Raw genomic sequence first — 20,038 nt, 5'->3', positions numbered from 1 at the left:
GGAAGGCGGGGGATTCTACGCCCTCACCGCACGAAAGCCTAGCGCGAAATCACCGTGTTCCACGAATTTCCCATTTCCAAACATCGGGTTAAGCGTTCAGCTCAAGCCGTCTCGACCACCGTCACCTCACCGTCGGCGTCGCTGATCTCGGCACGCAACAGGCTGCCGTCTTCGCTGTAGTGGTAGCGGTGGGCCAGTTCGACTTCGTCATAGACCCGCTTCTCGAAGCCCAGCAGAGTGCCGGCGGCATCGAACTCGCCGCGGAAGTAGGTGTTGCGGTTGGCGATCTCTGCGGCGCCGAGCTCGGCGGTGAGGCGGAAGGGCAGCTTCACGCCGCTGTAGGTGTTGAAGTAGCGGATGGTGACGGGGCTGGTCATCAAAGGGTCTCCGGTTGCGCTGCTGCGGTCAGTGCCGGGGCGATCTGCGCCACCCAGCGCTGCAGGCGTTCATCGGTGAGCAGGCTCTGCGAACGCTGGTCGATGATCAGGCCGACGAAGCGGCCATCGACCAGCGCCGGGCTGTGCTCGAACTGGTAGCCGTCCTGCGGCCATTGGCCGACCACGTCCGCTCCACCCGCGACTGCCCAGCGGTAGAGGTGAATCAGCGAATGAGCGAAACGGTCGGGATACTTCTCCTGGTCACCGAGGCCGAACAGGGCGATGCGCTTGCCACTAAGGCTGCGCCCGGCGACCTGAGGCATGAACTCGTGCCAGCTCGGTTCGGCGATGCGAGTGTTGAGGCCGGGCAGTTCATCGATGCCGTAGGCCGGCGTACCGAGGATCAGGGCGTCGTACTGCAGCAGCTCGTCGGCGCTGCAGCGGTTGATGTTCACCGGTTTGGCCGCGGCAGCGCCGAGCAGCTTTGCGAGCTTCTTGGCGATCAGCCGGGTGGTGCCGGAATCGGTGCCGAAGAAGATGCCGATCTGAGTCATGAAGGTTCCTGTCGTGTGTCGCCGTAGTGGCTGCATCCGGTGAAGCACGCCTCATGCCACCGCAGCAAGCGCGCTCCCGCGCGGGGTCACGGGCGTCGGCGACGGGGGAGATGCGACATGGTTGGCGCCCAGGGCGCAATCACGACAGTCCGCGGACCTTCACACCGCGGCTTGAACCGGCGCTTGCGGCTTCACCCGCAACGCGCTGATGACGCCGACCACCAGCAGGGCGATGCCGGCCAGGGTCAGCGACGCAGGCCACTGGCCGCGCAGGATGAAGGCGTAGGCCAGGGCGGCGAGAGTCTCGAAGACGATCAGTTGGCCGACCAGGGCGGTAGGCAGGCGCTGGCTGGCCTGGTTCCAGCACAGCGTGCCGAGCCAGGAGGCGAGCAGGCCGATGGCGAACATCAGACCGATGAAGAAGGCCGGCCGCGGGCCGAAGGGCATGCTGAAGTCGGCCCCGCTCACCGCCATGCCGCCCCACAGCACGCTGTAGCCGGCCAAGGCCAGCGGCAGCGTGGCCACACCCTGGGCGGTGGCCCACACCCGCGGACTGCGTCCGGGATGGGCACGCAGCCAGTCGGCGTTGCGCAGCGGATACCAGGTCCAGCACGCCACTGCGGCGACAGCGAGCACGGCGCCAAGGAGGTAGCGGCCACGGTCGGCGCTCTCGTCGGCATGCAGGGCGGCCAGTTCGACCTGGTTCACGCAGGCGATGCCGGCAGCGATGAGCACCAGCGAGGGCGCCAGGCGCAACCACGGCAGATGCCCGTCGCGACCGCCATCGCGCAGGTTGGCGCAAACCGCGATGACCACCGGCAGGGTGCCGATGATCATCGTCGGCAAGGGTCCGCCGGCCCGCTGGATGGCGCTGGCAAGGAAGAGGTAGTAAAGCAGGTTGCCGATCGCGGCCAGCTTGAGGGCCTCGATCCAGTCGGCACGGCTGAGCTGCGCCAGCCCGCGGCGGTCCATCCACGCCAGCGGCAGGGCGATGAGCCCGAAGGCGAGGTAGCGCGCGACCGATTGCAGGGCGCCGGGGTATTCCGGCAGCAGCAGGGGGCCGACGAACACCAGCCCCCACAACAGCCCGGCGGCCAGTGCGTAAAGGGTTCCGATCCACATGGTCGGCGGAGTGTCGCATGGCGCGCCGCGGGGCGCCACAGCGCAACTCAGAGGCGCCCGGCAACGGTCTCCGGCGGCGGCGTGAAGCGCAGGTGGCCGACGTATTCGAGGGCCTGGTGAATGCGCACCGAGGGTACGTCGCCCTCACGCATGTGAAGGATGTCCGCCGGACTGATCAGGCGCGGATCGGCAGCGGTAAGGGGCAGTTCGGCGCGGCGGTAGGCTTCCAGCACCAGCTGCGAGCAGAAGAAGCGGTCGTTGCGCACCGCGCCGAGCTGGATCGCCGCCAGCCCGCGGATGCAGGCGTCACGCAGGGCGGTGGGCGCGAGGGGCAGTTCGCACAGGCGCCGCTGCACGGAAAAGGGCGCCTGCAGGACCACGCCCATGGCGTTGTAGCGGCTGCCGACCTGGGCACGGGCAAAATCGCGCAGACGCGCGGCGTGATCCGCTTCGATGGCGGGGTGGCGGAAGGCCACCACCGTGGATTCCTCGTCGATGAAGCGCGCCACCGTGCGCACCTGGACCCCGGAACCAACGGCCTCGACGATCTCGCCGTCACCGATGTAGAGCGCCGCATGGCTGACCGGGGCAAGGGTGAACACGCGGATGCCGATCGACGCCGTGCCCTTGGTGGCGGAAAGGATGATGTCGCCGGGACGCAGCTCATCGGCAGCAATGCTCACCCCGCCATTGCCGGGTGCGAGCAGCAAGGCGCTCTGTATCTGCAGGCGGGGGGCGCCACCGTCGCCATCGCGTTGCACCTGGGTGGCACAGGCGCCGAGCACGAGCGCCAGGGCGGCGAGCGCCAGGCGCCAGGGACGACGGAGAGGAGAGGTGCGCAGCATCGATGCGGTCGAAAGAGAACGGACAATCCCGACATCCTACACCAGTCATGCACTTGTACTGGTCAACCACCCAGCGGCAAGGCGGTGTGGTCCACCACGCGGCGCAGCACGAAGCTGGAATGTACGCCGGTAACGCCGGGGATGCGGGTGATGCGCTGGAGCAGCAGTTCCTGGTAGGCGTCCATGTCGGCGACCACTACCTTGAGTTGGTAGTCAGCGTCCTGCCCGGTGATCAGCAGACATTCGAGCACCTCGGGGATGGCGCCCACCTCGGCCTCGAAGTGGTCGAAGCGGTCGGGCGTGTGGCGGTCCATGGAGATGTGGATCAGCGCCATCAGCGCGAGTCCGAGCTTGCGGGCATCGAGGAGGGCGCGATAGCCAGTGATGAGGCCGGACTCTTCCAGCGTGCGCACCCGCCGCAGGCAGGACGACGGCGACAGCGCGATGCGCTCGGCGAGATCCTGGTTGCTGATGCGGCCATCGTGCTGCAGCACGGCGAGGATCTGGCGGTCGTAGCGGTCGAGCTGGATGGTACTGGCCATGGCAATGGGCAATCGTGAACGAATATTGCGCCGTACTCTACATCACTGCACACATATGCCGCAATCCGTCGTATTGAACCACAATAACGCAATCATTTGCCGCACTTGGCCGCGTAACATGGCATCCATTCCCGCAGCCTTCGCGCTGCCCTGCCGAATCCCGGAGTGCCGCCATGATGTTGTCCGACCCGTCCGCCAAGTACCGCCCCTTCCCCGCCATCGCGCTCGCCGACCGCCAGTGGCCGAACAAGCTCATCGAGCGTCCGCCGGTATGGATGAGCACCGACCTGCGCGACGGCAACCAGGCGCTGTTCGAGCCGATGAACGTGGAACGCAAGATGCGCATGTTCCGCACCGTGTGCGCGATCGGCTTCAAGGAAATCGAGGTCGGCTTCCCCTCCGCCTCGCAGACCGACTTCGACTTCGTGCGCCAGCTCATCGAAGGCGGCCACGTCCCCGAAGACGTCACCATCCAGGTGCTCACCCAGGCGCGCGAGGACCTCATCCGCCGCACCATGGAATCGGTACGCGGCGCGCGGCGCGCCATCGTGCACGTCTATAACGCCACCTCGCCGACCTTCCGCGAAGTGGTGTTCAACATGGACAAGCCGCAGGTGGTCGCGCTGGCGGTGTCCGCGGTGCGCCTGATCAAGCAGATCGGCGAAGAGATGCGCGCCGAATGCGGCACCGAGATCGCCCTCGAATACAGCCCGGAGACCTTCTCCGCCACCGAGCTCGAGTTCGCCAGGGAAGTGTGCGACGCGGTGACCGCCGAATGGGGCGCCACGCCGGCCGACAAGGTCATCCTCAACCTCCCGGCCACGGTGGAAGTGTCCACCCCCAACGTCTACGCCGACCAGGTCGAGTGGATGCACCGCAATCTCGCGCGGCGCGACAGCGTGGTGCTCTCGCTCCACCCGCACAACGACCGCGGCACCGGCGTGGCTGCCGCCGAGCTCGGCATGATGGCCGGCGCCGACCGCGTGGAAGGCTGTCTGTTCGGCAACGGCGAGCGCACCGGCAACGTGGACATCGTCACCCTCGCGCTCAACCTGTACACCCAGGGCATCCACCCCGGGCTCGATTTCTCCGACATCAACGCGGTGGCGCGTACCGTCGAGTACTGCAACCAGTTGCCCATCCACCCCCGCCACCCCTATGTGGGGGATCTCGTGTTCACGGCCTTCTCCGGCTCCCACCAGGACGCCATCAAGAAGGGTTTCGCCGCTCAAAAGGCTGGCGCGCCGTGGAACGTACCCTATCTCCCGATCGACCCCGCCGACGTCGGCCGCAGCTACGATTCGGTGATCCGCGTGAACAGCCAGTCCGGCAAGGGCGGCATCGCCTACCTGCTGGAGACCGAGTACGGCATCGTCATGCCGCGCCGCCTGCAGGTGGAGTTCTCGCGCGAGGTGCAGAAGGTCACCGACGCCACCGGCACCGAGATGAGCGCGGCGGCGATCTGGGATCTGTTCAACGCCACCTATCTGGATAGCGTGGAACCGGTGCGCTACGTCGAGCACCACCTCTTCGAGCACGGCGCAGCACAGGGCATCCGCCTGGTGGTGGAGATCGACGGCACCCGCCACCTGCTGGTGGGTGAAGGCAACGGGCCGATCGACGCCGCGGTGCACGCGCTGCAGGGCGCCGGCATCCACATCACCGTGCGCAGCTACGAGGAACGCTCGCTCGCCCCCAGCCACGACGCCGGCGAGGCGCGCGCCTGCGCCTTCCTGGAGCTCACCGCGGAAGGGCGCGGCGACTGCTACGGCGTGGGGCTGGACGGCAACATCGTCACCGCGTCGATCCGCGCCATCGTCAGCGGGGTGAATCGCCTCGACCTGCAACTCGGTGCCGGCGAGCGCACGCTGGCGGCGTGAGCGGCACGCCCGCCCCGTCCCGCGGCGGGCCTCGCCGCTCAGCGCAGGTGTACGTACAGACCCGGCACCGGCCGATCCTGGTCATGGCGGATGGGCGCGGAGTACATGGCGCTGACGGTGAAGCCGTGCGCCTCGGCAAGGCTGCGCAGGTAGTCGGGGGCATGGGTGTAGCGCAGCTTGGGCAGCAGGCGCACCCCGCTGCCCGCCTCGCCGGCCTCGACGGTGAACGCAAAGCGCCCACCGGGGCGCAGGATGCGGCGCACGCCGGCAAACACCGTTGCCAGCTCACCAACGTAGATGAACACGTCTGCCGCCACCACGCAGTCGTAGTGCCGTGCGCTGGCTTCCAGATGCTCGGCAAGCTCGGCATGCCAGAGCTCACGGTAATGGCCGCTACCGCGCGCGCGCGCGATCATCTCGGCGGAAACGTCGACCCCGTCGACGGCAGTGGCCACGCCCTGCAACTGCCTGCCGCACAGTCCGGTACCGCAACCCAGGTCGAGCACTTCGCCGGGCGCGGCCTCGTCAAGCAGGGGGCGCAGCAGGGTTTCGAAGCCCTGGTAGCGCAATTGGCCAACGAGGTGATCCTCGAAATCCTCCGCGTAGGCGTCGAACAGGGATTCCACGTAACGCCGCGGCGGTGGCGCAGCCTCCTGCCCGGCGGCATCGCGCACCGCGGCCAGATAGAAGGCGTTGAGATCGGCATCGCCGCCCAGCGCGAGGGCCTTCTCGAAGGACGCCGCGGCCTCGTCGAAGCGCTGCAGTTCGCGCAGGATGCTGCCGCGCTCGGTCCACGCCGCCGCCAGTGCAGGGTCGAGTGCCAGCGCACGCTCATAGGCGGCCAACGCCGCCGGCAGATCGCCCTCGCGGTGCAGGCATTCGGCATGCAGCACACAGGGCTCGACACGCTGCGGGCTGCGCGCCAGACCTTCGCCAAGGGCCTGCGCCGCTGCCGCCCAGTGACCCAGCGCATGACGGGCGCCGCCCAGGGCGAACCAAGCATCGTCGTAGTCGGCATCGCCGGCCACCGCGGCTTCCAGTGCCGCGACGGCTTCTTCCATGCGACCAAGGCGGAACAGCGTGATGCCGAGGTTGCCGAGCACCGACGGGCGCCCCGGCGCCAGCGCCAGAGCTGCGGCGAAGCGCTCACGCGCGGCATCCAGGCGGCCGCCCTCGAAATGCTCGATGCCTTCGACGAACAGGCTGCGTGCTTGCTCCAGGCTTGCGTCCATGAACTCCTCGATCCGGTTGTCTGTGCGATGGCGCGCAAGGATAGCGCTTTTCCCGCTGTACCCTACAGATCGAGCTGCAGTGCGGCCAGGCGGGCGTAGAGGCCGCCACGGGCGCGCAGATCCGCCGGCGTGCCGGTCTCGACGATGCGCCCCTGCTCCATCACCACGATACGGTCGACCTGCTGCACGGTGGCCAGGCGGTGGGCGATGATCAGCGTGGTGCGCCCCTGCATGGCCGCCGCGAGGCCGCGCTGCACGAGGATCTCGGACTCTGCGTCGAGCGCGCTGGTGGCTTCGTCGAGCAGCAGCACGCGGGCGCGCTTGAGGATCGCGCGCGCAATGGCGATGCGCTGGCGCTGCCCGCCTGAGAGCCGCGTGCCGCGCTCGCCAAGGAAGGTGCCGTAGCCTTCCGGCAGGCGGGCGATGAACTCGTCGGCGGCCGCCGCGCGCGCCGCGGCGAACACCTCTTCATCGCTCGCCGCGGGGCGGCCATAGCGGATGTTCTCCAGCGCGCTGGCGGAGAAGATCACCGCATCCTGCGGCACGATGGCGATCTCGCCGCGCAGTTCATGCAGGGCCAGCTCGCGCACGTCCTGGCCGTTGATCAGGATACGTCCGGCGGACACGTCGTAGTAGCGCAGCAGGAGCTGGAACAGCGTGGTCTTGCCCGCCCCCGAGGGCCCCACCAGCGCCACCCGCTCGCCGGGCGCGATGTCCAGGTCGATGTCGTCCAGCGCGCGCTGCGCGGGACGCGCCGGGTAGGCGAAGCTCACCGCCTCGAAACGCAGTGCCGCCTGGTCCGCCGCGACGGCCGCCTGCGGGCGCGCCGCCTCGCGGATCGCCGGCGCGGCGTGGAGCAGCTCCAGGAGGCGCTCGCTGGCGCCGCCGGCGCGCATGATGTCGCCCCACACCTCGGCCAGCGTGCCCACCCCGCCGGCCACCAGCGCGGCGTACAGCACGAAGGCGGCCAGCTCGCCGCCGCTCAGGCTGCCGGCGCGCACCTGCTGGGCGCCCACCCAGAGCACGAAGAGGATGCTGCCCATCACCGCCGTGATCACCAGCACGGTGAGCAGCGCGCGCACGCGGGTGCGGCGGATCGCGGTGCGGAAGCCGGTTTCGCTGCGCTCGGCGAAGCGCCGCGCCTCCGCCGCCTCCTGGGTGAAGGCCTGCACCGTGGGCATGGCGTTGAGGATCTCGCCGGCCAGCGCGGAGGCGTCCGCGATGCGGTCCTGCGATTCGCGCGACAGGCGCCGCACGCGCCGCCCGATGGCCAGTATCGGCAGGGTGAGCAACACCATCAGGCCGAGGTTGAGCGCGAAGAGCTGGAAGCTGGTGAGCGCCAGCATCACCATCCCGCCCACACTCTGGAACAGGCTGCGCAGGCCCATCGACAGCGAGCTGCCGACCACCGTCTGCACCAGCGTGGTGTCACCCGACAGGCGCGACAGCACCTCGCCGGTCTGCAGGGTCTCGAAGAATTGCGGCGACTGCCCCAGCACCCGCGCATACACCGCGCTGCGCAGGTCGGCGGTGACCCGCTCGCCCACCCAGGAGACGGTGTAGAAGCGCGCCGCCACGGTCAGCGCCCAGAAGCCCGCGAGGCCGAACAGCGCAATGAAGTGGCCGTCGAGGGTGTGCGCGCCGAGCAGGCCGGCGCCGTTCGCCACGCCATCGCCGAAACCGCTGTCGATCAGGTCGCGAAAGGCCAGCGGCACTACCAGGATGGTGGCCGAAGCCACGCTGAGCAGCACGAAGGCGAGCAGCAGCTGCGCGCGGTAGGGACGCAGGAAGGGCCACAGGCCGCGCAGCGCGGAGAGCGGCGGGGGCGCGGCCGCCGCAGGTTGCCGGACGGCAGCGCTGCCGGCGCTGTCAGCCCGCCGCACGGTCCGGCGCACGCATGACCGGGGGCAAGGGACGCTGCTCGGCCATCCACAGGTCGTAGTCCATCTGCATCCTCAGCCACACTTCGGCACGCCCGCCGCGATCCACGCCCAGCCAGGCCTGGATACGCCGCGCCATCTCCGGCGAGATGCCGGCGTGCCCATGCAGCACGCGCGACAGCGCGGTACGCGTCACGCCGAGTTGCTGCGCCGCCTCGGTGACCGTCAAGCCGAGCGCGGGCAGCACATCCTCGCGCAGCGTCTCTCCGGGATGCGGGGGGTTGAACATGCGTGCCATGTCGATTTCCTAGTGATAGTCGCGGTAGTCCACCAGTACCGCATCGTCGCCATCGAATGCAAAGGTGAGGCGCCAGTTGCCATTCACCCACACCGACCAGTGGCCGTTCAGGTCATGCGCAAGAGGGTGAAGCCGCCAGCCGGGCAGATTCATGTCTTCCGCCCCCCGCGCGCAATCCAGTTGCCGCAACTGACGGGCGAGCCGCGACGCGTGATGAGACTGAATTCCCGCCCGCGAGCCCTTGCAGAAGAAGGCCTCGATACCCTTGTGCCGAAAGCTCTTGATCATTGATGTGTAGTGTAGCTTAACGCAAAACAACCGTCGAACAGATCGTACCTCAGGACACGACAGGCTCGCCCCCTGATAATGCGCTTGACATATCACCGAACCTACCACGGATCGACACCCAGGCGTCACTTCATCGCCAGCCGCAGGCGCCGCACCGCCTCCATAGCCTGGCTTTCATCCAGGGTGGCGTAGCCCAGCACCAGGCCGTTGCAGCGCAAGGGCGGCAGGGTGTAGCGCGACAACGGGCGCGGCCCCAGGCCGAGCGTGGTGGCACGCTGGGCTATGTCGACATCGGCCAGCTCGGGGGGCAGCCACAGGGTGAGGTGCAGGCCGGCCGCACCGCCGGTGACGGCCAGCTCCGCGCCCGGCTGGCGGGCGAGCGCCTCGCGCAGCGCGGCCTGGCGGCGCTCGTAGAGGCGGCGGGTGCGGCGCAGGTGGGCGGTGTAGTGACCGCGGCGGATGAAGTCCGCCAGCGCCGCCTGTTCGATGCCCTGTCCAAGCCGCGTGACTTGGCCGGCGGCGCGCACGAAGTCGTCCGCCAGGGCCTCCGGCACCACCAGGTAGCCGATGCGCAGGCCGGGGTAGAGGGTCTTGCTGAAGGTGCCGGCATACACCACCGGGGCGTCCGGCTGCAGGCCGTAGAGCGCCGGCAGGGCGGGACCGCCGCGACGGAATTCGCTGTCGTAGTCGTCTTCCACGATCCACGCCCCGGCGCGGCGGGCACCATTGAGCAGCGCGATGCGGCGCGGCAGTGACAGCACATGGCCGCTGGGGTACTGGTGCGACGGGGTGAGCAGGATCAGCCGTGGGGGGTGGGTCTGCCAGTCTCCCACGGCCGGTGCCAGGCCCTCGCCATCCACGGCCACCGCATGCAGGGCCAGTCCGGCCAGCCCCAGCGCCGCGCGCGCGTCCGGATAGCCCGGGTTCTCCACCCAGGCGGTATCGCCCTCATCGGCCAGCAGGCGGGCGCAGAGGTCGAGGCCGGCCTGGGTGCCGCTGGTGATCACCACCTGCCGCGGGCGTACCGCGAAGCCCCGCACGGTGCTCAGATGCTCGGCCAGCGCGGCGCGCAACGCCGGCTCGCCGCCATGCGGGGCGTAGCCCAGTTGCGCGGACGTCGCCGCGCGCCAGCTCCGCTCCAGGCTGGCGCGCCAAGCGCGGAAGGGGAATTGCCCCAGGTCCGGCAGGCCCGGCGCGAGCAGCAGGGCGTCATGGGCGGGGCCGGCCTGCGGCTGCAAGGCCATGCAGGCGCGCCGCGCCAGCCCCGGCAAGCGCGGCGGCGTGGCCGGTGGCGCGCTGTGCCCGCTCGCCAGGGCCGCCACCCGGGTACCGTGGCGCCCGGCCTGCAGGCAGCCCTCCGCCACCAGTTGCTCGTAGGCATGGAGCACGGTGTTGCGCGCGATCCCCAGTTCTTCGGCCAGCGCCCGGCTGGCCGGCAGCCGCGTGCCGGGCGCCAGCCGGCCTTCCAGGATGGCGGCGCGCAGGCGCTGGTAGAGCAGTTGCTGACGCGCTACGGCGTGGGGACGGGGCGCCGCCAGCAGCCAGTGGAACGCCCCGGCAGTCCCGGTGGGCGCGGCATGAGGCGGGAGGTCGGCGGGCATGGTGGCTCCATGATTGTGCATTCTGGTGGCACTACGCATGGTGCCACAGGCGACCTATGCTGGCTTTGCCTGAGCACTCACCCGACCACCGGAGCCGCATCGACATGCCTGCAAACGCCCCCCGCACCCCATCCAGTCCTGCCACCGCGCCATCCGCGCGCAGCCGTGTGCGCCGCCTGCCCGATCGCGCCCATTACGATGCGCAAACCGTCGCCGCGGTGGTCGATGCCGCCCACCTGCTGCGTGGCGTCGCCCTTGCCGCCCTGCTGTGCGTCGCGCCCTCGCCAACCTGCGCCTCGCAGCCGCCGGCGGTGATGCTGGGCGAACGCTGGCACGACGAACTCGATCCGGCGGCCTACTGGGTGAGCGAGAAGCTCGACGGCGTGCGCGCGATCTGGGACGGCCGGGTGCTGCGCCTGCGCAGCGGGCGGCCGATTGCCGCGCCGCACTGGTTCCTCGGCGGCCTGCCGGCCGAGGCGCTCGATGGCGAACTGTGGATGGGACGGCGCAGCTTCGACCGCCTCTCCGGCCTGATCCGCCGCAACGCGCCGGACGATCCGGCCTGGCAGGAGGTGCGCTACATGCTCTTCGACCTGCCCGGCGCGGACGGTCCGTTCACCGACCGCGTCGAGCACCTGCGACGCCTCGGTGCCAACCCCGCCACACCCTGGCTGCAGGCCGTTGCGCAAGTGCGCGTGGCCAACCGCAGCGCACTGCAGGCCCTGTTCGACGACGTCGTGCGGAGCGGCGGTGAAGGCCTCATGCTGCACCATGCCGACGCCCACTGGTCGCCAGGGCGCAGCGGCGCGCTGCGCAAGCTCACCCCATGGCAGGACGCCGAAGCGCGGGTGGTCGCCCACCTGCCGGGCAAAGGCCGCCTGCAGGGCCTGACCGGCTCGCTACTGGTGGAGAGCCCGGATGGGCGCCGCTTCCGCCTCGGCAGCGGACTCAGCGACGCACAACGGCGCGACCCGCCGCCACTGGGCAGCATGGTGACCTACCGCTACCGCGAACTCACCCCGTCCGGCCAGCCGCGCTTTCCGCGTTTCCTGCGCGTGCGCGATCTGCCCTGAGGGCGCAAGGGCGCAGCATCCTGCGCCAGGCCCGCATTTCTCACACTGGCACGTCACGACGTGCCAGTGTGAGCGTAACGGCACCCGCAGTAGGGACGGTGTGAGAAGCGCGGGTTATTAGCCCGGCAGTGAAACAGGCACGGCCGTTCGCCCTGAGCCCTTCGGCTACGCTCAGGAGAGCCTTGTCGAAGGACGTTGGCGGCGACCGGGCTTCGACAGGGCGAACGGAGTACCCGTTTCCTGCGTCAAGCGCTCCGGGTATCTTCAACGTGATCTGCTCGTAGCTGAGGAGGTGCCAGTCCTTGTGTTCCTGCAGATGTTCTTCGGCACCCTCGGGCGTTGCCAACGGAATGAGTATTTCTCCGATCAAACATCTTCGGCTATCCAGTTTGGCGTCCCAACGAACCCCTCTGAGGGCGACATGGTGTCGCGTCCAGGGGCAACGATGGGAACGTCGGGCTGTGATAGATTTACGCGCTGTACTGGAGAGCATGTTGTCACAAGCCCAACAAGACGCGCACAAGCTGGCGCTCAAACGAATCACCCGCGAATTTGGGCGTCATCCAGGGTGGTCCTCCTTACTGCTCGCCGCCGGCATTTTCCAGACGGTGATGACCATCCTGTTTGCTGCGCTGCTGGCACGGGTGCTGCACACCCTGATCATCGACGAACAGGCCTTCGCCGAACTCCATCAGCCCTGGCTGCTGATCCTGCTCTGCGTGGTCCTGCGGGCGCTGGCCGGCATCGTTCGCGAAGAGGCCGGAACACGCATTTCGCTTGCCGTTCGCGCCCGGCTGCGCAGCACCCTGATCGATGCGCTCTACCGTCTTGGTCCGGCCTGGCGGGAAAAACAGCAATCTGGCAGTCTGACCACGGCGCTACTGGAACAGGTCGAGGCGCTCGATGGCTACTTCGCCCGCTACCGCCCGCAGCAGTGGTTTGCCGTACTGACGCCGCTGATGATCGTCGCCGTCATCCTGCCCTCCTCCTGGGCCGCCGCATTGATCCTGTTGGCGACGGCGCCCCTGATTCCGGTCTTCATGATTCTCGTCGGCTGGGGGGCTCGCCAGCGACAGACCGAACAGTTTCAGGCGCTGCAGCGGATGAGCGGCCATTTCCTCGACCTGATCCGGGGATTGCCGACGCTGCGCCTGCTTGACGCCCAGCATCGACTCGGCGACGAAGTCGCCCAGGTCGGCGAGGAATTCCGCCAGCGGACCATGAGCGTGCTGCGGCTGGCCTTTCTTTCCGGTGCGGTGCTCGAGTTCTTTGCCTCGGTGTCGATTGCCATGACGGCTGTCTATTTTGGCATGAGCTTGCTCGGCTATCTGGATTTCGGGCTGTACGGCGAGGCGCTTGGCCTCGAACTCGCGCTTTTCGCCCTGCTGCTGGCGCCCGAGTTTTATCAACCGCTGCGCGATCTGGGCACGCATTATCACGCCCGGGCCGAAGCCCTGGCTGCTGCCGGCGAACTGCAGACCATCCTCGACGCCGAAAGTCAGCAGCCGGCCGGCGGTACTCAGCCGGTTGGCGAAGGCATGCCGGAACTGCGCCTCGAACGGGTTGGCTTTGCCCATCGCCAGGGCGAAACCGTGCTCGACGATTGCTCGCTGCGGGTCGCACCCGGTGAAGCGGTCGCCATTCAGGGCCCGAGCGGCGGTGGTAAAACCACGCTGCTGCGCCTGGTGCTCGGTCAGTTGCGGGCGGCCAGCGGCCAAGTGCTGATCAATGGCGAGCCGATCGAATCGCTGGACCTGATGGCCTGGCGCGAACGGGTAGCCTGGATGAGCCAGCATCCGCGCCTGATCTCGGACACCCTGGCCGCCAATCTGCGCGTCGCCAGACACGACGCCAGCGACGATGCGCTGCGCGAAGCCCTGCGTTTTGCTGATCTGGAAAGCTGGTTCCAGGGCCTGCCCGACGGCTTGTCCACACGCCTCGGTGAAGGTGGCCGGCAGATGTCCGGCGGACAACTGCGGCGCCTTGCCCTGGCGCGGGTTCGCCTGCGCCGTGCCGACGTCCTGCTGCTTGACGAACCGACGGCGAGCCTGGATGCCCAGACCGAACAATGGGTGATGGCGCGGATTGCTGAATTGCGCCGTGGCAAGACCCTGATCCTGCTCACCCATCGCCCGGCACCGCTATGTCTTGCCGACCGGGTATTGCGCCTGGAAAACGGTCAGCTGGTCGCCGCGGCGACGCCTTTTGAGCCGCCTCTGGCGGATCTTTGCGGGAGCCCGGCATGAGACTTCAGGAAGGTTTGCAGGCCCTGCGCCCATTTTTCGGCCGCCTCTCCGGCGCCGGCGGCTGGCTGGCCGTTGGCCTGCTGCTCGGCGTCCTGACACTGATCGGCAGCCTGGGACTGCTCAGCCTGTCCGGTGGCTTCCTCACCGCTGCGGCCATCGCCGGACTGACGCCGGCTACCGCGCTGGCCTTCAATTTCTTCACCCCCGGCGCCGGTGTCCGGAGCTTTGCGATCATGCGCACCGCCAGCCGCTGGGGCGAGCGCGTCGTCTCGCACGAGGGCACTTTCCGCCTGCTGGCCGCACTGCGCGTCTGGCTTTACCGCCACCTGGCCAGGCTCTCGCCCCGCCAGATCGGCCGTTTTCACGGGGCCGAAACCCTCAACCGGCTGGTCCGTGATATTGACGCCCTGGACAATCTCTACCCGCGCCTGATCCTCCCGACCGCCGCGGCAACGATAGTCTTCCTGCTGGTCACGCTGATGTTTGCCGTGGTCGCGCCCAGCCTGCTCTGGCTGCCGCTACTGCTGCTGGCGATGACCCTGGTCGTCCTGCCCTTGCTCGGCTGGCGCCTGGGCAGCGTCCTGCAGCCAAGGCTGATCCGCGAGCGGGCAACGCTGCGCATCCATTTGCTCGACTGCAGCGAAGGGCTGGAAGATCTTTCGCTGCACGCGCCAGCTTGGGAGCAGCAACGCCAGCGGGTGCTGAGCACCTCGGCGCAGTGGCTGCAGGTGCAGGCCGGCAGCGGTCGCCGCGCGGCCACGCTGCGGGCGCTGGTGACGATGTTGGTCGGCCTGCTGGCCTGGCTCGCCCTCGGCCTGCTCCCGGAAATGGCCGGCAGCGAACCCCTGTCCGGCCCCTGGATAGCCGCCCTGGTGCTGCTTCTGCTCGGTTGCAGCGAAGCCCTGCTGCCGCTGGCCAATGCGGCGCTCGACCTGCCGGGGACAGCCGCCGCGGCACAGCGGATTGACGCGATTGCCGGACAAATGCCAGCCCAGACCTTCGTCGATCAAGGCCGGCAACCGGTCGATGCCAGTATCGAAATCCGCGGACTGAGCTTTGCCTGGGACGCTCACACCCCGGTATTTTCGGCGCTGAACCTCGACCTTGCCGCCGGTGAGCACCTTTGCCTGCAAGGCGCCAGCGGCTGCGGCAAGAGCACCCTGATCCACCTGCTGACCCGTTTCGAGACGCCGGCCAGTGGCAGCATCCGCATCGGCGGCGTCGACATCACCGAACTGGACGAAACCACGCTGCGCAAGCACGTGGCCTGCGCCGGTCAAGACGCCTGGGCCAAGACCGGCACACTGGCCGACAACCTGCGCCTGGCCGACCCGACGGTTTCGGAGGCGCAGATGCGCGCAGTGCTCGAGGTGGTCGACCTCGATCCTGACAAGCTCGGCTGGCAAGATGGTTTGAACACCTGGATCGAGGAAGGCGGCACCAGCCTTTCCGGTGGTCAGCGCCGACGCCTGGGGATTGCCCGGGCCCTGCTGCGCGACGCCCCGATCATGCTCTTCGATGAACCCAGCGAAGGTCTCGACCCAGCGGCAGAAGCCCTGCTGATCAGCCGCCTGCGGGCCCACCTGCAGGGGCGGACCGTGCTCTGGATCAGCCACCGCGATGGCGTCGAAACAGCGTTCGACCGGGTGCTCTGCCTTGATTCGTAATTATTTCGCGCTAACACCGACGGCTATGCGGATATCTATGCAACGAACCGCTTCCCCAACGCTCAGTGAGAGCCAAATAGCAAAACACCTGCGTTAGTCGCCGCCCTGGCCAGACCGGCATCAAGGGTTGCCAACGGCAGGCCGGTGCGCAGTGCCAGTTCCAGATAAGCCGCGTCGTAGGCCGACAGCTTGTAACGCCGGGCGAGATTCAGGGTGGCGCCCATGGCATGGGCTGCCGTTGCCTGATCGACGGTGATATTCAGGCGCCCAAGGAGGGTGAGATAGCGCTGCGATTCTGCTTCAGTCACGCCTCCTCTGGCTTCGAGCTTGGCCACGACATTGGCAATTTCAAGCGCCAACAGTGAGGGTACGACGGCTTGTGCCTCTTTGAGACCGGTCAATACGTCGGTAGCGTAATCGACACCCGCCGGGTTGGTTTCGGGTGCCAGCCAGAGAAGTGCTACCGACACATCGAGAACGAAATTCATGCACGTCCCTCGTTGATCAGTGCTTTCAGATCAACATCCCCCACCGACTTGTGCGTCCGCATGAACGACAGCATGTCATCGACGGCAGCCACGGCATCCGAGTTCTTGTTGCCTTCTGCCGGCACAAGATCGGCTACAGCTTCGCCACGCAGGGTGATGGTGTAGCGGTTGCCGGCCTGAATGCCTCGCAACAGCTCCGGCAACTTGGTCTTTGCTTCGTATGATCCAACTTTAATGTTCATGATCATCCCCTTGCTGTGCGCATAGACCAGCTTAAAGACCAGTCGACAAATATCAAGGCTGAGCCACGCCCCTCGCCAAAGCGTTAACCCGCATTTCTCACAGCCCCATGTTTCACCGTGGTTACCAGTTGAAAGCCGGCGCTCCAGCGCCTTGTCGTCGGGTTTCGAATTCAAGGGCGACCGCTGGATGGCCGGGAGACAGGGACTTTGGCGCGTTCAGGCCGCCACGGTGAAGCGCCTGCGCAGATGCTGCGGATGCTCGATCTCGTCCGCGATCGCCACCGCCAGATCGGCCACCGAGATGCTGGCCGGACGCTCGCCGTCCATCAGCAGTTCCTCACTGCCCAGCCGGTAGCGCCCGCTGCGCGCCCCGGGCACGAGCAGCGCAGGCGGCGACAGGAAGGTCCACTCCAGCGTGCGCTCCGTGCGGATGCGCTCGAGCGCTTCGCGTGCCGCCAGTGCACCCTGCTTGTACTCCGCCGGGAAGCCCGCGGTATCGACCAGCTGGACGCCGGGCGCGACATACAGGCTGCCGGCCCCGCCCACCACCAGCAGGCGCTGCACGCCGGCCGCCTTCACGCCGTCGACGATCGCGGCGCTGCCGCGCAGGAAGAGCGCATGGATGTCCGCCTCGCCCCAGCCGGGGTTGTAGGCGCTGACCACGGCATCGTGGCCGCGCACCGCCACAGCCACCTGCGCCGCGTCCAGCACATCGGCGTGCACCACTGCAAGCCCCGGACGGGCGACGTACTTGCCAGGATTGCGCGCCAGCGCGGTCACTGCATGGCCGCGCTGCAGGAGTTCTTCGAGCACGACGCTACCGACGAAACCGGTACCGCCGATCAGTGCGATCTTCATGGGTTGCTCCATCTGCGTTGAAGTAAGAGGTGGCGCAACGATATCGACTTCACAATCCGATGTGCAGTCGGCAAAATCGGACAACACCTTGAAGCAGAACTTAAGAATGACCGACTTTCGCCGCATGGCCGTGTTCGCCGCCCTGGTGCGCCACGGCTCGCTCAGCCAGGCCGCCCGCCATCTGGGCATCAGCACCTCGGCGGTCAGCCAGCACCTGCGCGCCCTGGAGCAGGGCTTCGGCGTCACCCTGGTCCACCGCAGCACGCGCAAGCTCACCCTCACCGACGCCGGCGAACGCTTCGCCGTGCACTGCCAGGCGATGGTCAACGCCGCCGAAAACGCCGAAGCCCATCTGCAACTGGCGCACGACGCCCCCGTGGGCCAGTTGCGCATCTCCGCCCCGGTCGGCTTCGCGCGCCATGTCGCGCCGGCCCTCGCACCGCTGCTCGAACGCCACCCCGCGCTGGCCCTGCACCTGCAGGTGGACGACGCCCTGATCGACCTGGTCGAAGCACGCATCGACCTCGCCCTGCGCGCCGGGCGGCTGCCGGATTCGGGCTGGAGCGCGCGCCGGCTGTGCGTGTTCGACATGGTGCTGTGTGCCGCACCGGCCTATCTCGCCGCCCACGGTACGCCGCACACGCCCGCCGCCCTGCGCGAACACCGCTGGATGGGCGCACCGCACGAGTCGGGCACGCTGGCGCTCAGCGGCCCGACCGGCGAGCAGGTCGTGCTGCACATCGCCCCCCAGGTCACCAGCAACAATCAACTCAGCCTGCAGCAGATGTGCGCGGCCGGACTGGGCATCGGCATGATGGTGCGCCCCGACGTCGAAGCCGAGTTGCGCAGCGGCCGCCTGGTGCCGGTGCTGCCCGACTGGACGCTGCCCGGCATGCCGATTCTCGCCGTCACGCCGCAGCGCGACGCCCAGCCGGCCAAGGTGCGCCACGCCATCGCCGCACTGGAGGACTATCTGCGCACCACGCCGGGCACGCGTTACTGAGCGCCGCCGCTCACGGCAGAAAGCGCTCGACGACCTCGATGGCGTCATCCGGCCCCGTGTGCGTAAGGCGCAGCAAGGCCACGCCACGCCCGAAGGCCCCGCGCACACGCCACCCCACGCTGAGCAGGATGTCCTCGTGGCCATCACTATCCACGTCGGTACGCGCCAGCAAGGTCAGGACAACATCGCTGGCCGCCGTCCGGATGGCCATACGACCACCGCCGGCGGCCTCGATGGCGAGGACCAGCGGCGAATCGCCGAGAGTGCCGCTTGCTCCGCCGTCCTGCCCTTCCGGGAGCACGGCCGCGGGCAAGCGGGCAACAAAGGCGGCGTCGAAGTCCGCCGGCAAGCTTGAATGCAGTGCCGGCCCGCCGGCGAGGAACTGCCGGTAGGCCTCGCAGTTGATGCGCAGGACATCGACCAGGCCCTGCTGCGCGTCGACGACGCGCGCCCGCGGCAGGCGTTCGACCTGCTTACAGTCACTGATCCGCAGCTCCCCGCCATCAACCCCGTCAAGGACGATATCGAGTGCTGCCGGCTCACCCTGAGCCGGCGCCGAAACCATGCCGGCAAACGCACGGGCGTTGAACCAAGGCTGCGCCTGCGGCGGCGTCGCGCAGGCAGACAGGATCACGAGCAGCGCAAGGTTCGGCAGGCGGGCGTACATGCAGGGGTGACTCCAGCGGCGCTGTGGCAGAAATCATCGCCGGCCGCGGTTCAGGACGGAACACTGCAGCCGGTGGGCAAACGGGAGTTGCCTCCCGGCGGCCGGTGCCCATTTGCCCCCTCGTCAGCAGTGGACGAGGTGATGATTCTTGCATAACGCGGTTGCCAGGGTAAGGTCAACCCGTTCATCCGCAGCCGGATGATCAGGAGCCGTCGCCGTCAGACCGCTGCGCCGCCGCCCAGCGCGCCGGATCCTTGCGCTCGAAGCGGTAGAACAGGTTGGGCTCGGAGAGCACGTACAGGGTGCCGTCCGGGCCGATCGCCAGTCCCTCGGCCTGCGGCACACTGCGGCGCAGGCCGTGGAGGCCGCGCCACATCGGCAGCATGCTCACCGGCGTGCCGTCGGGCGCGTACTCGACGATCAGCGCGCTCTCGTCGCTGAGCAGCAGGATGTTGCCGGTGGCCTCGTGGGCACTGAGCGAAGACAGATCGCGCATGAACAGGGTGCGCGCCCGCGGCGGCTTCCATTCGCCGATCTGCAGGTCGATGCGTTGGCCATTGACCAGGGTTTCCAGCCCATCGACGGTCAGCACGCGCATCGGCGATCTTTCCTTGCCGACGTACAGGCGGCGGTTGGCGGCGTCCCAGGACACGCCCTCGAAACCGAGGTTGCGCGTCAGGTCGATGGCCAGCCCGACAGTGGGCGCCTCACCGACATCGACCTCGGTGACATCCTCGCCGATACGCACGAAGTGGAGTTGATGGCGATGTTCATCGGCGATCACGAAGAGATCGTCGACGATATGGCTGATCCCCTCGGTATCGGAGGCCCCGCGGACGGCGATGCGGCGCAGCACCGCCCCGGCGGTGCTCAGCTCGACGATCTCGGCAGGGCGGTTGATGATTGCGAACAGCGTGCCGCTGCGCTCGTTGAAGGTCAGCCCGGAAAGGTTGCCGCCGACTCCTTCCACCGCCAGCCCTTCCACGGTCACGCGGTAGGCTGGCAGCCACAATCCTTCGTGGCGCCACTGCGACGCGCCGTGCTGCATGCTCAACCAGTAGCAGGCCAGGGCGGGCAGGCGGTAGTAGGTGGCAAAGACGATGGCCAGCAGCGACAGTGCGGCGGCCAGGTAGTGGCGCAGGCGGAGACGGGGCATTGGTAGGAGGCGGCGTGGA

General features: G+C 68.3%; 20 protein-coding genes. 5 read left to right on the top strand and 15 right to left on the bottom strand.

What is annotated here, in order from left to right; all coding sequences use genetic code 11:
- Window positions 1–101: 101 nt before the first annotated feature.
- The 5 genes from C8261_RS12335 to C8261_RS12315 all read right to left on the bottom strand — a co-directional run bounded on the left by C8261_RS12335 (window position 102) and on the right by C8261_RS12315 (window position 3,428).
- Window positions 102–377, bottom strand: coding sequence for a DUF6156 family protein (locus C8261_RS12335; protein ID WP_107494025.1), 276 nt, complete (start codon window positions 375–377; stop codon window positions 102–104).
- Window positions 377–931 carry a flavodoxin gene (locus C8261_RS12330; RefSeq protein WP_107494024.1) on the bottom strand — a complete coding sequence of 185 codons (555 nt, stop codon included), beginning with the start codon at window positions 929–931 and terminating at the stop codon, window positions 377–379. The genes C8261_RS12335 and C8261_RS12330 overlap by 1 nt, the downstream gene beginning before the upstream one ends.
- A 159-nt stretch (window positions 932–1,090) precedes the next feature.
- Window positions 1,091–2,053: a DMT family transporter gene (locus C8261_RS12325; RefSeq protein WP_107494023.1), complete on the bottom strand. Its 963-nt coding sequence runs from the start codon at window positions 2,051–2,053 to the stop codon at window positions 1,091–1,093.
- 47 nt (window positions 2,054–2,100) lie between these two features.
- The gene (locus C8261_RS12320) at window positions 2,101–2,898 is read right to left on the bottom strand and encodes a YiiX/YebB-like N1pC/P60 family cysteine hydrolase (RefSeq protein ID WP_107494022.1); all 798 of its coding nucleotides are present in this window, start codon (window positions 2,896–2,898) and stop codon (window positions 2,101–2,103) included.
- Window positions 2,899–2,960: 62 nt separating this feature from the next.
- Window positions 2,961–3,428 (bottom strand): Lrp/AsnC family transcriptional regulator, encoded by a 468-nt coding sequence (locus tag C8261_RS12315; protein WP_181358944.1) that lies wholly within the window; start codon window positions 3,426–3,428, stop codon window positions 2,961–2,963.
- A 185-nt stretch (window positions 3,429–3,613) separates the two neighbouring features.
- Between C8261_RS12315 and leuA the strand changes: the two genes are divergently transcribed.
- Window positions 3,614–5,320, top strand: a complete 1,707-nt coding sequence (gene leuA, locus C8261_RS12310; RefSeq protein ID WP_107494020.1) for a 2-isopropylmalate synthase — start codon at window positions 3,614–3,616, stop codon at window positions 5,318–5,320.
- Between the two features lie 38 nt (window positions 5,321–5,358).
- Here the strand turns inward: leuA and C8261_RS12305 are convergent, their stop codons facing one another.
- The 5 genes from C8261_RS12305 to pdxR all read right to left on the bottom strand — a co-directional run bounded on the left by C8261_RS12305 (window position 5,359) and on the right by pdxR (window position 10,619).
- Window positions 5,359–6,552 (bottom strand): tetratricopeptide repeat protein, encoded by a 1,194-nt coding sequence (locus C8261_RS12305; protein WP_107494019.1) that lies wholly within the window; start codon window positions 6,550–6,552, stop codon window positions 5,359–5,361.
- Between the two features lie 62 nt (window positions 6,553–6,614).
- Window positions 6,615–8,435, bottom strand: coding sequence for an ABC transporter transmembrane domain-containing protein (locus tag C8261_RS12300; protein ID WP_107494123.1), 1,821 nt, complete (start codon window positions 8,433–8,435; stop codon window positions 6,615–6,617).
- A complete protein-coding gene (locus C8261_RS12295) occupies window positions 8,422–8,730 on the bottom strand; it encodes a HigA family addiction module antitoxin (protein WP_107494018.1) in 309 nt (102 codons plus the stop codon). Before C8261_RS12295 ends, C8261_RS12300 begins: the two co-directional genes overlap by 14 nt.
- A 9-nt stretch (window positions 8,731–8,739) precedes the next feature.
- Window positions 8,740–9,018 carry a type II toxin-antitoxin system RelE/ParE family toxin gene (locus tag C8261_RS12290; RefSeq protein ID WP_107494017.1) on the bottom strand — a complete coding sequence of 93 codons (279 nt, stop codon included), beginning with the start codon at window positions 9,016–9,018 and terminating at the stop codon, window positions 8,740–8,742.
- A gap of 125 nt (window positions 9,019–9,143) precedes the next feature.
- Window positions 9,144–10,619, bottom strand: coding sequence for a MocR-like pyridoxine biosynthesis transcription factor PdxR (pdxR, locus tag C8261_RS12285; RefSeq protein WP_107494016.1), 1,476 nt, complete (start codon window positions 10,617–10,619; stop codon window positions 9,144–9,146).
- Window positions 10,620–10,723: 104 nt separating this feature from the next.
- Here pdxR and C8261_RS12280 point away from each other — a divergent pair, with 104 nt between their 5' ends.
- The 3 genes from C8261_RS12280 to cydC all read left to right on the top strand — a co-directional run bounded on the left by C8261_RS12280 (window position 10,724) and on the right by cydC (window position 15,605).
- Complete coding sequence (locus C8261_RS12280) at window positions 10,724–11,692, top strand: DNA ligase (RefSeq protein WP_107494015.1); 969 nt, start codon at window positions 10,724–10,726, stop codon at window positions 11,690–11,692.
- A gap of 491 nt (window positions 11,693–12,183) precedes the next feature.
- A complete protein-coding gene (gene cydD / locus C8261_RS12275; protein ID WP_181358941.1) occupies window positions 12,184–13,938 on the top strand; it encodes a thiol reductant ABC exporter subunit CydD in 1,755 nt (584 codons plus the stop codon).
- Window positions 13,935–15,605 carry a thiol reductant ABC exporter subunit CydC gene (gene cydC, locus C8261_RS12270; protein ID WP_107494013.1) on the top strand — a complete coding sequence of 557 codons (1,671 nt, stop codon included), beginning with the start codon at window positions 13,935–13,937 and terminating at the stop codon, window positions 15,603–15,605. Before cydD ends, cydC begins: the two co-directional genes overlap by 4 nt.
- Before the next feature lie 62 nt (window positions 15,606–15,667).
- Here cydC and C8261_RS12265 read toward each other — a convergent pair whose 3' ends face one another.
- Genes C8261_RS12265 through C8261_RS12255 form a run of 3 tightly spaced genes read right to left on the bottom strand, consistent with a single transcriptional unit; the run spans window position 15,668 to window position 17,193 of the window.
- Window positions 15,668–16,093, bottom strand: coding sequence for a type II toxin-antitoxin system VapC family toxin (locus C8261_RS12265; RefSeq protein ID WP_107494012.1), 426 nt, complete (start codon window positions 16,091–16,093; stop codon window positions 15,668–15,670).
- Window positions 16,090–16,509, bottom strand: a complete 420-nt coding sequence (locus C8261_RS17665) for a type II toxin-antitoxin system Phd/YefM family antitoxin (protein ID WP_235864914.1) — start codon at window positions 16,507–16,509, stop codon at window positions 16,090–16,092. Before C8261_RS17665 ends, C8261_RS12265 begins: the two co-directional genes overlap by 4 nt.
- Before the next feature lie 42 nt (window positions 16,510–16,551).
- Complete coding sequence (locus C8261_RS12255) at window positions 16,552–17,193, bottom strand: NAD(P)-dependent oxidoreductase (protein ID WP_107494011.1); 642 nt, start codon at window positions 17,191–17,193, stop codon at window positions 16,552–16,554.
- A gap of 106 nt (window positions 17,194–17,299) precedes the next feature.
- Between C8261_RS12255 and C8261_RS12250 the strand changes: the two genes are divergently transcribed.
- Window positions 17,300–18,196 carry a LysR family transcriptional regulator gene (locus C8261_RS12250; RefSeq protein WP_107494010.1) on the top strand — a complete coding sequence of 299 codons (897 nt, stop codon included), beginning with the start codon at window positions 17,300–17,302 and terminating at the stop codon, window positions 18,194–18,196.
- Between the two features lie 10 nt (window positions 18,197–18,206).
- Here the strand turns inward: C8261_RS12250 and C8261_RS12245 are convergent, their stop codons facing one another.
- Together C8261_RS12245 and C8261_RS12240 are read right to left on the bottom strand one after the other, a co-directional pair.
- Window positions 18,207–18,863, bottom strand: coding sequence for a hypothetical protein (locus C8261_RS12245; protein WP_107494009.1), 657 nt, complete (start codon window positions 18,861–18,863; stop codon window positions 18,207–18,209).
- A gap of 202 nt (window positions 18,864–19,065) precedes the next feature.
- Window positions 19,066–20,019 (bottom strand): SdiA-regulated domain-containing protein, encoded by a 954-nt coding sequence (locus tag C8261_RS12240; RefSeq protein ID WP_107494008.1) that lies wholly within the window; start codon window positions 20,017–20,019, stop codon window positions 19,066–19,068.
- Window positions 20,020–20,038 lie beyond the last annotated feature (19 nt).

It is taken from the genome of Pseudothauera lacus (genome assembly GCF_003034845.1).
In the GTDB taxonomy this organism is placed as follows: Bacteria; Pseudomonadota; Gammaproteobacteria; order Burkholderiales; family Rhodocyclaceae; genus Pseudothauera; species Pseudothauera lacus.
This window is presented reverse-complemented; position numbering and strand designations above follow the sequence as displayed.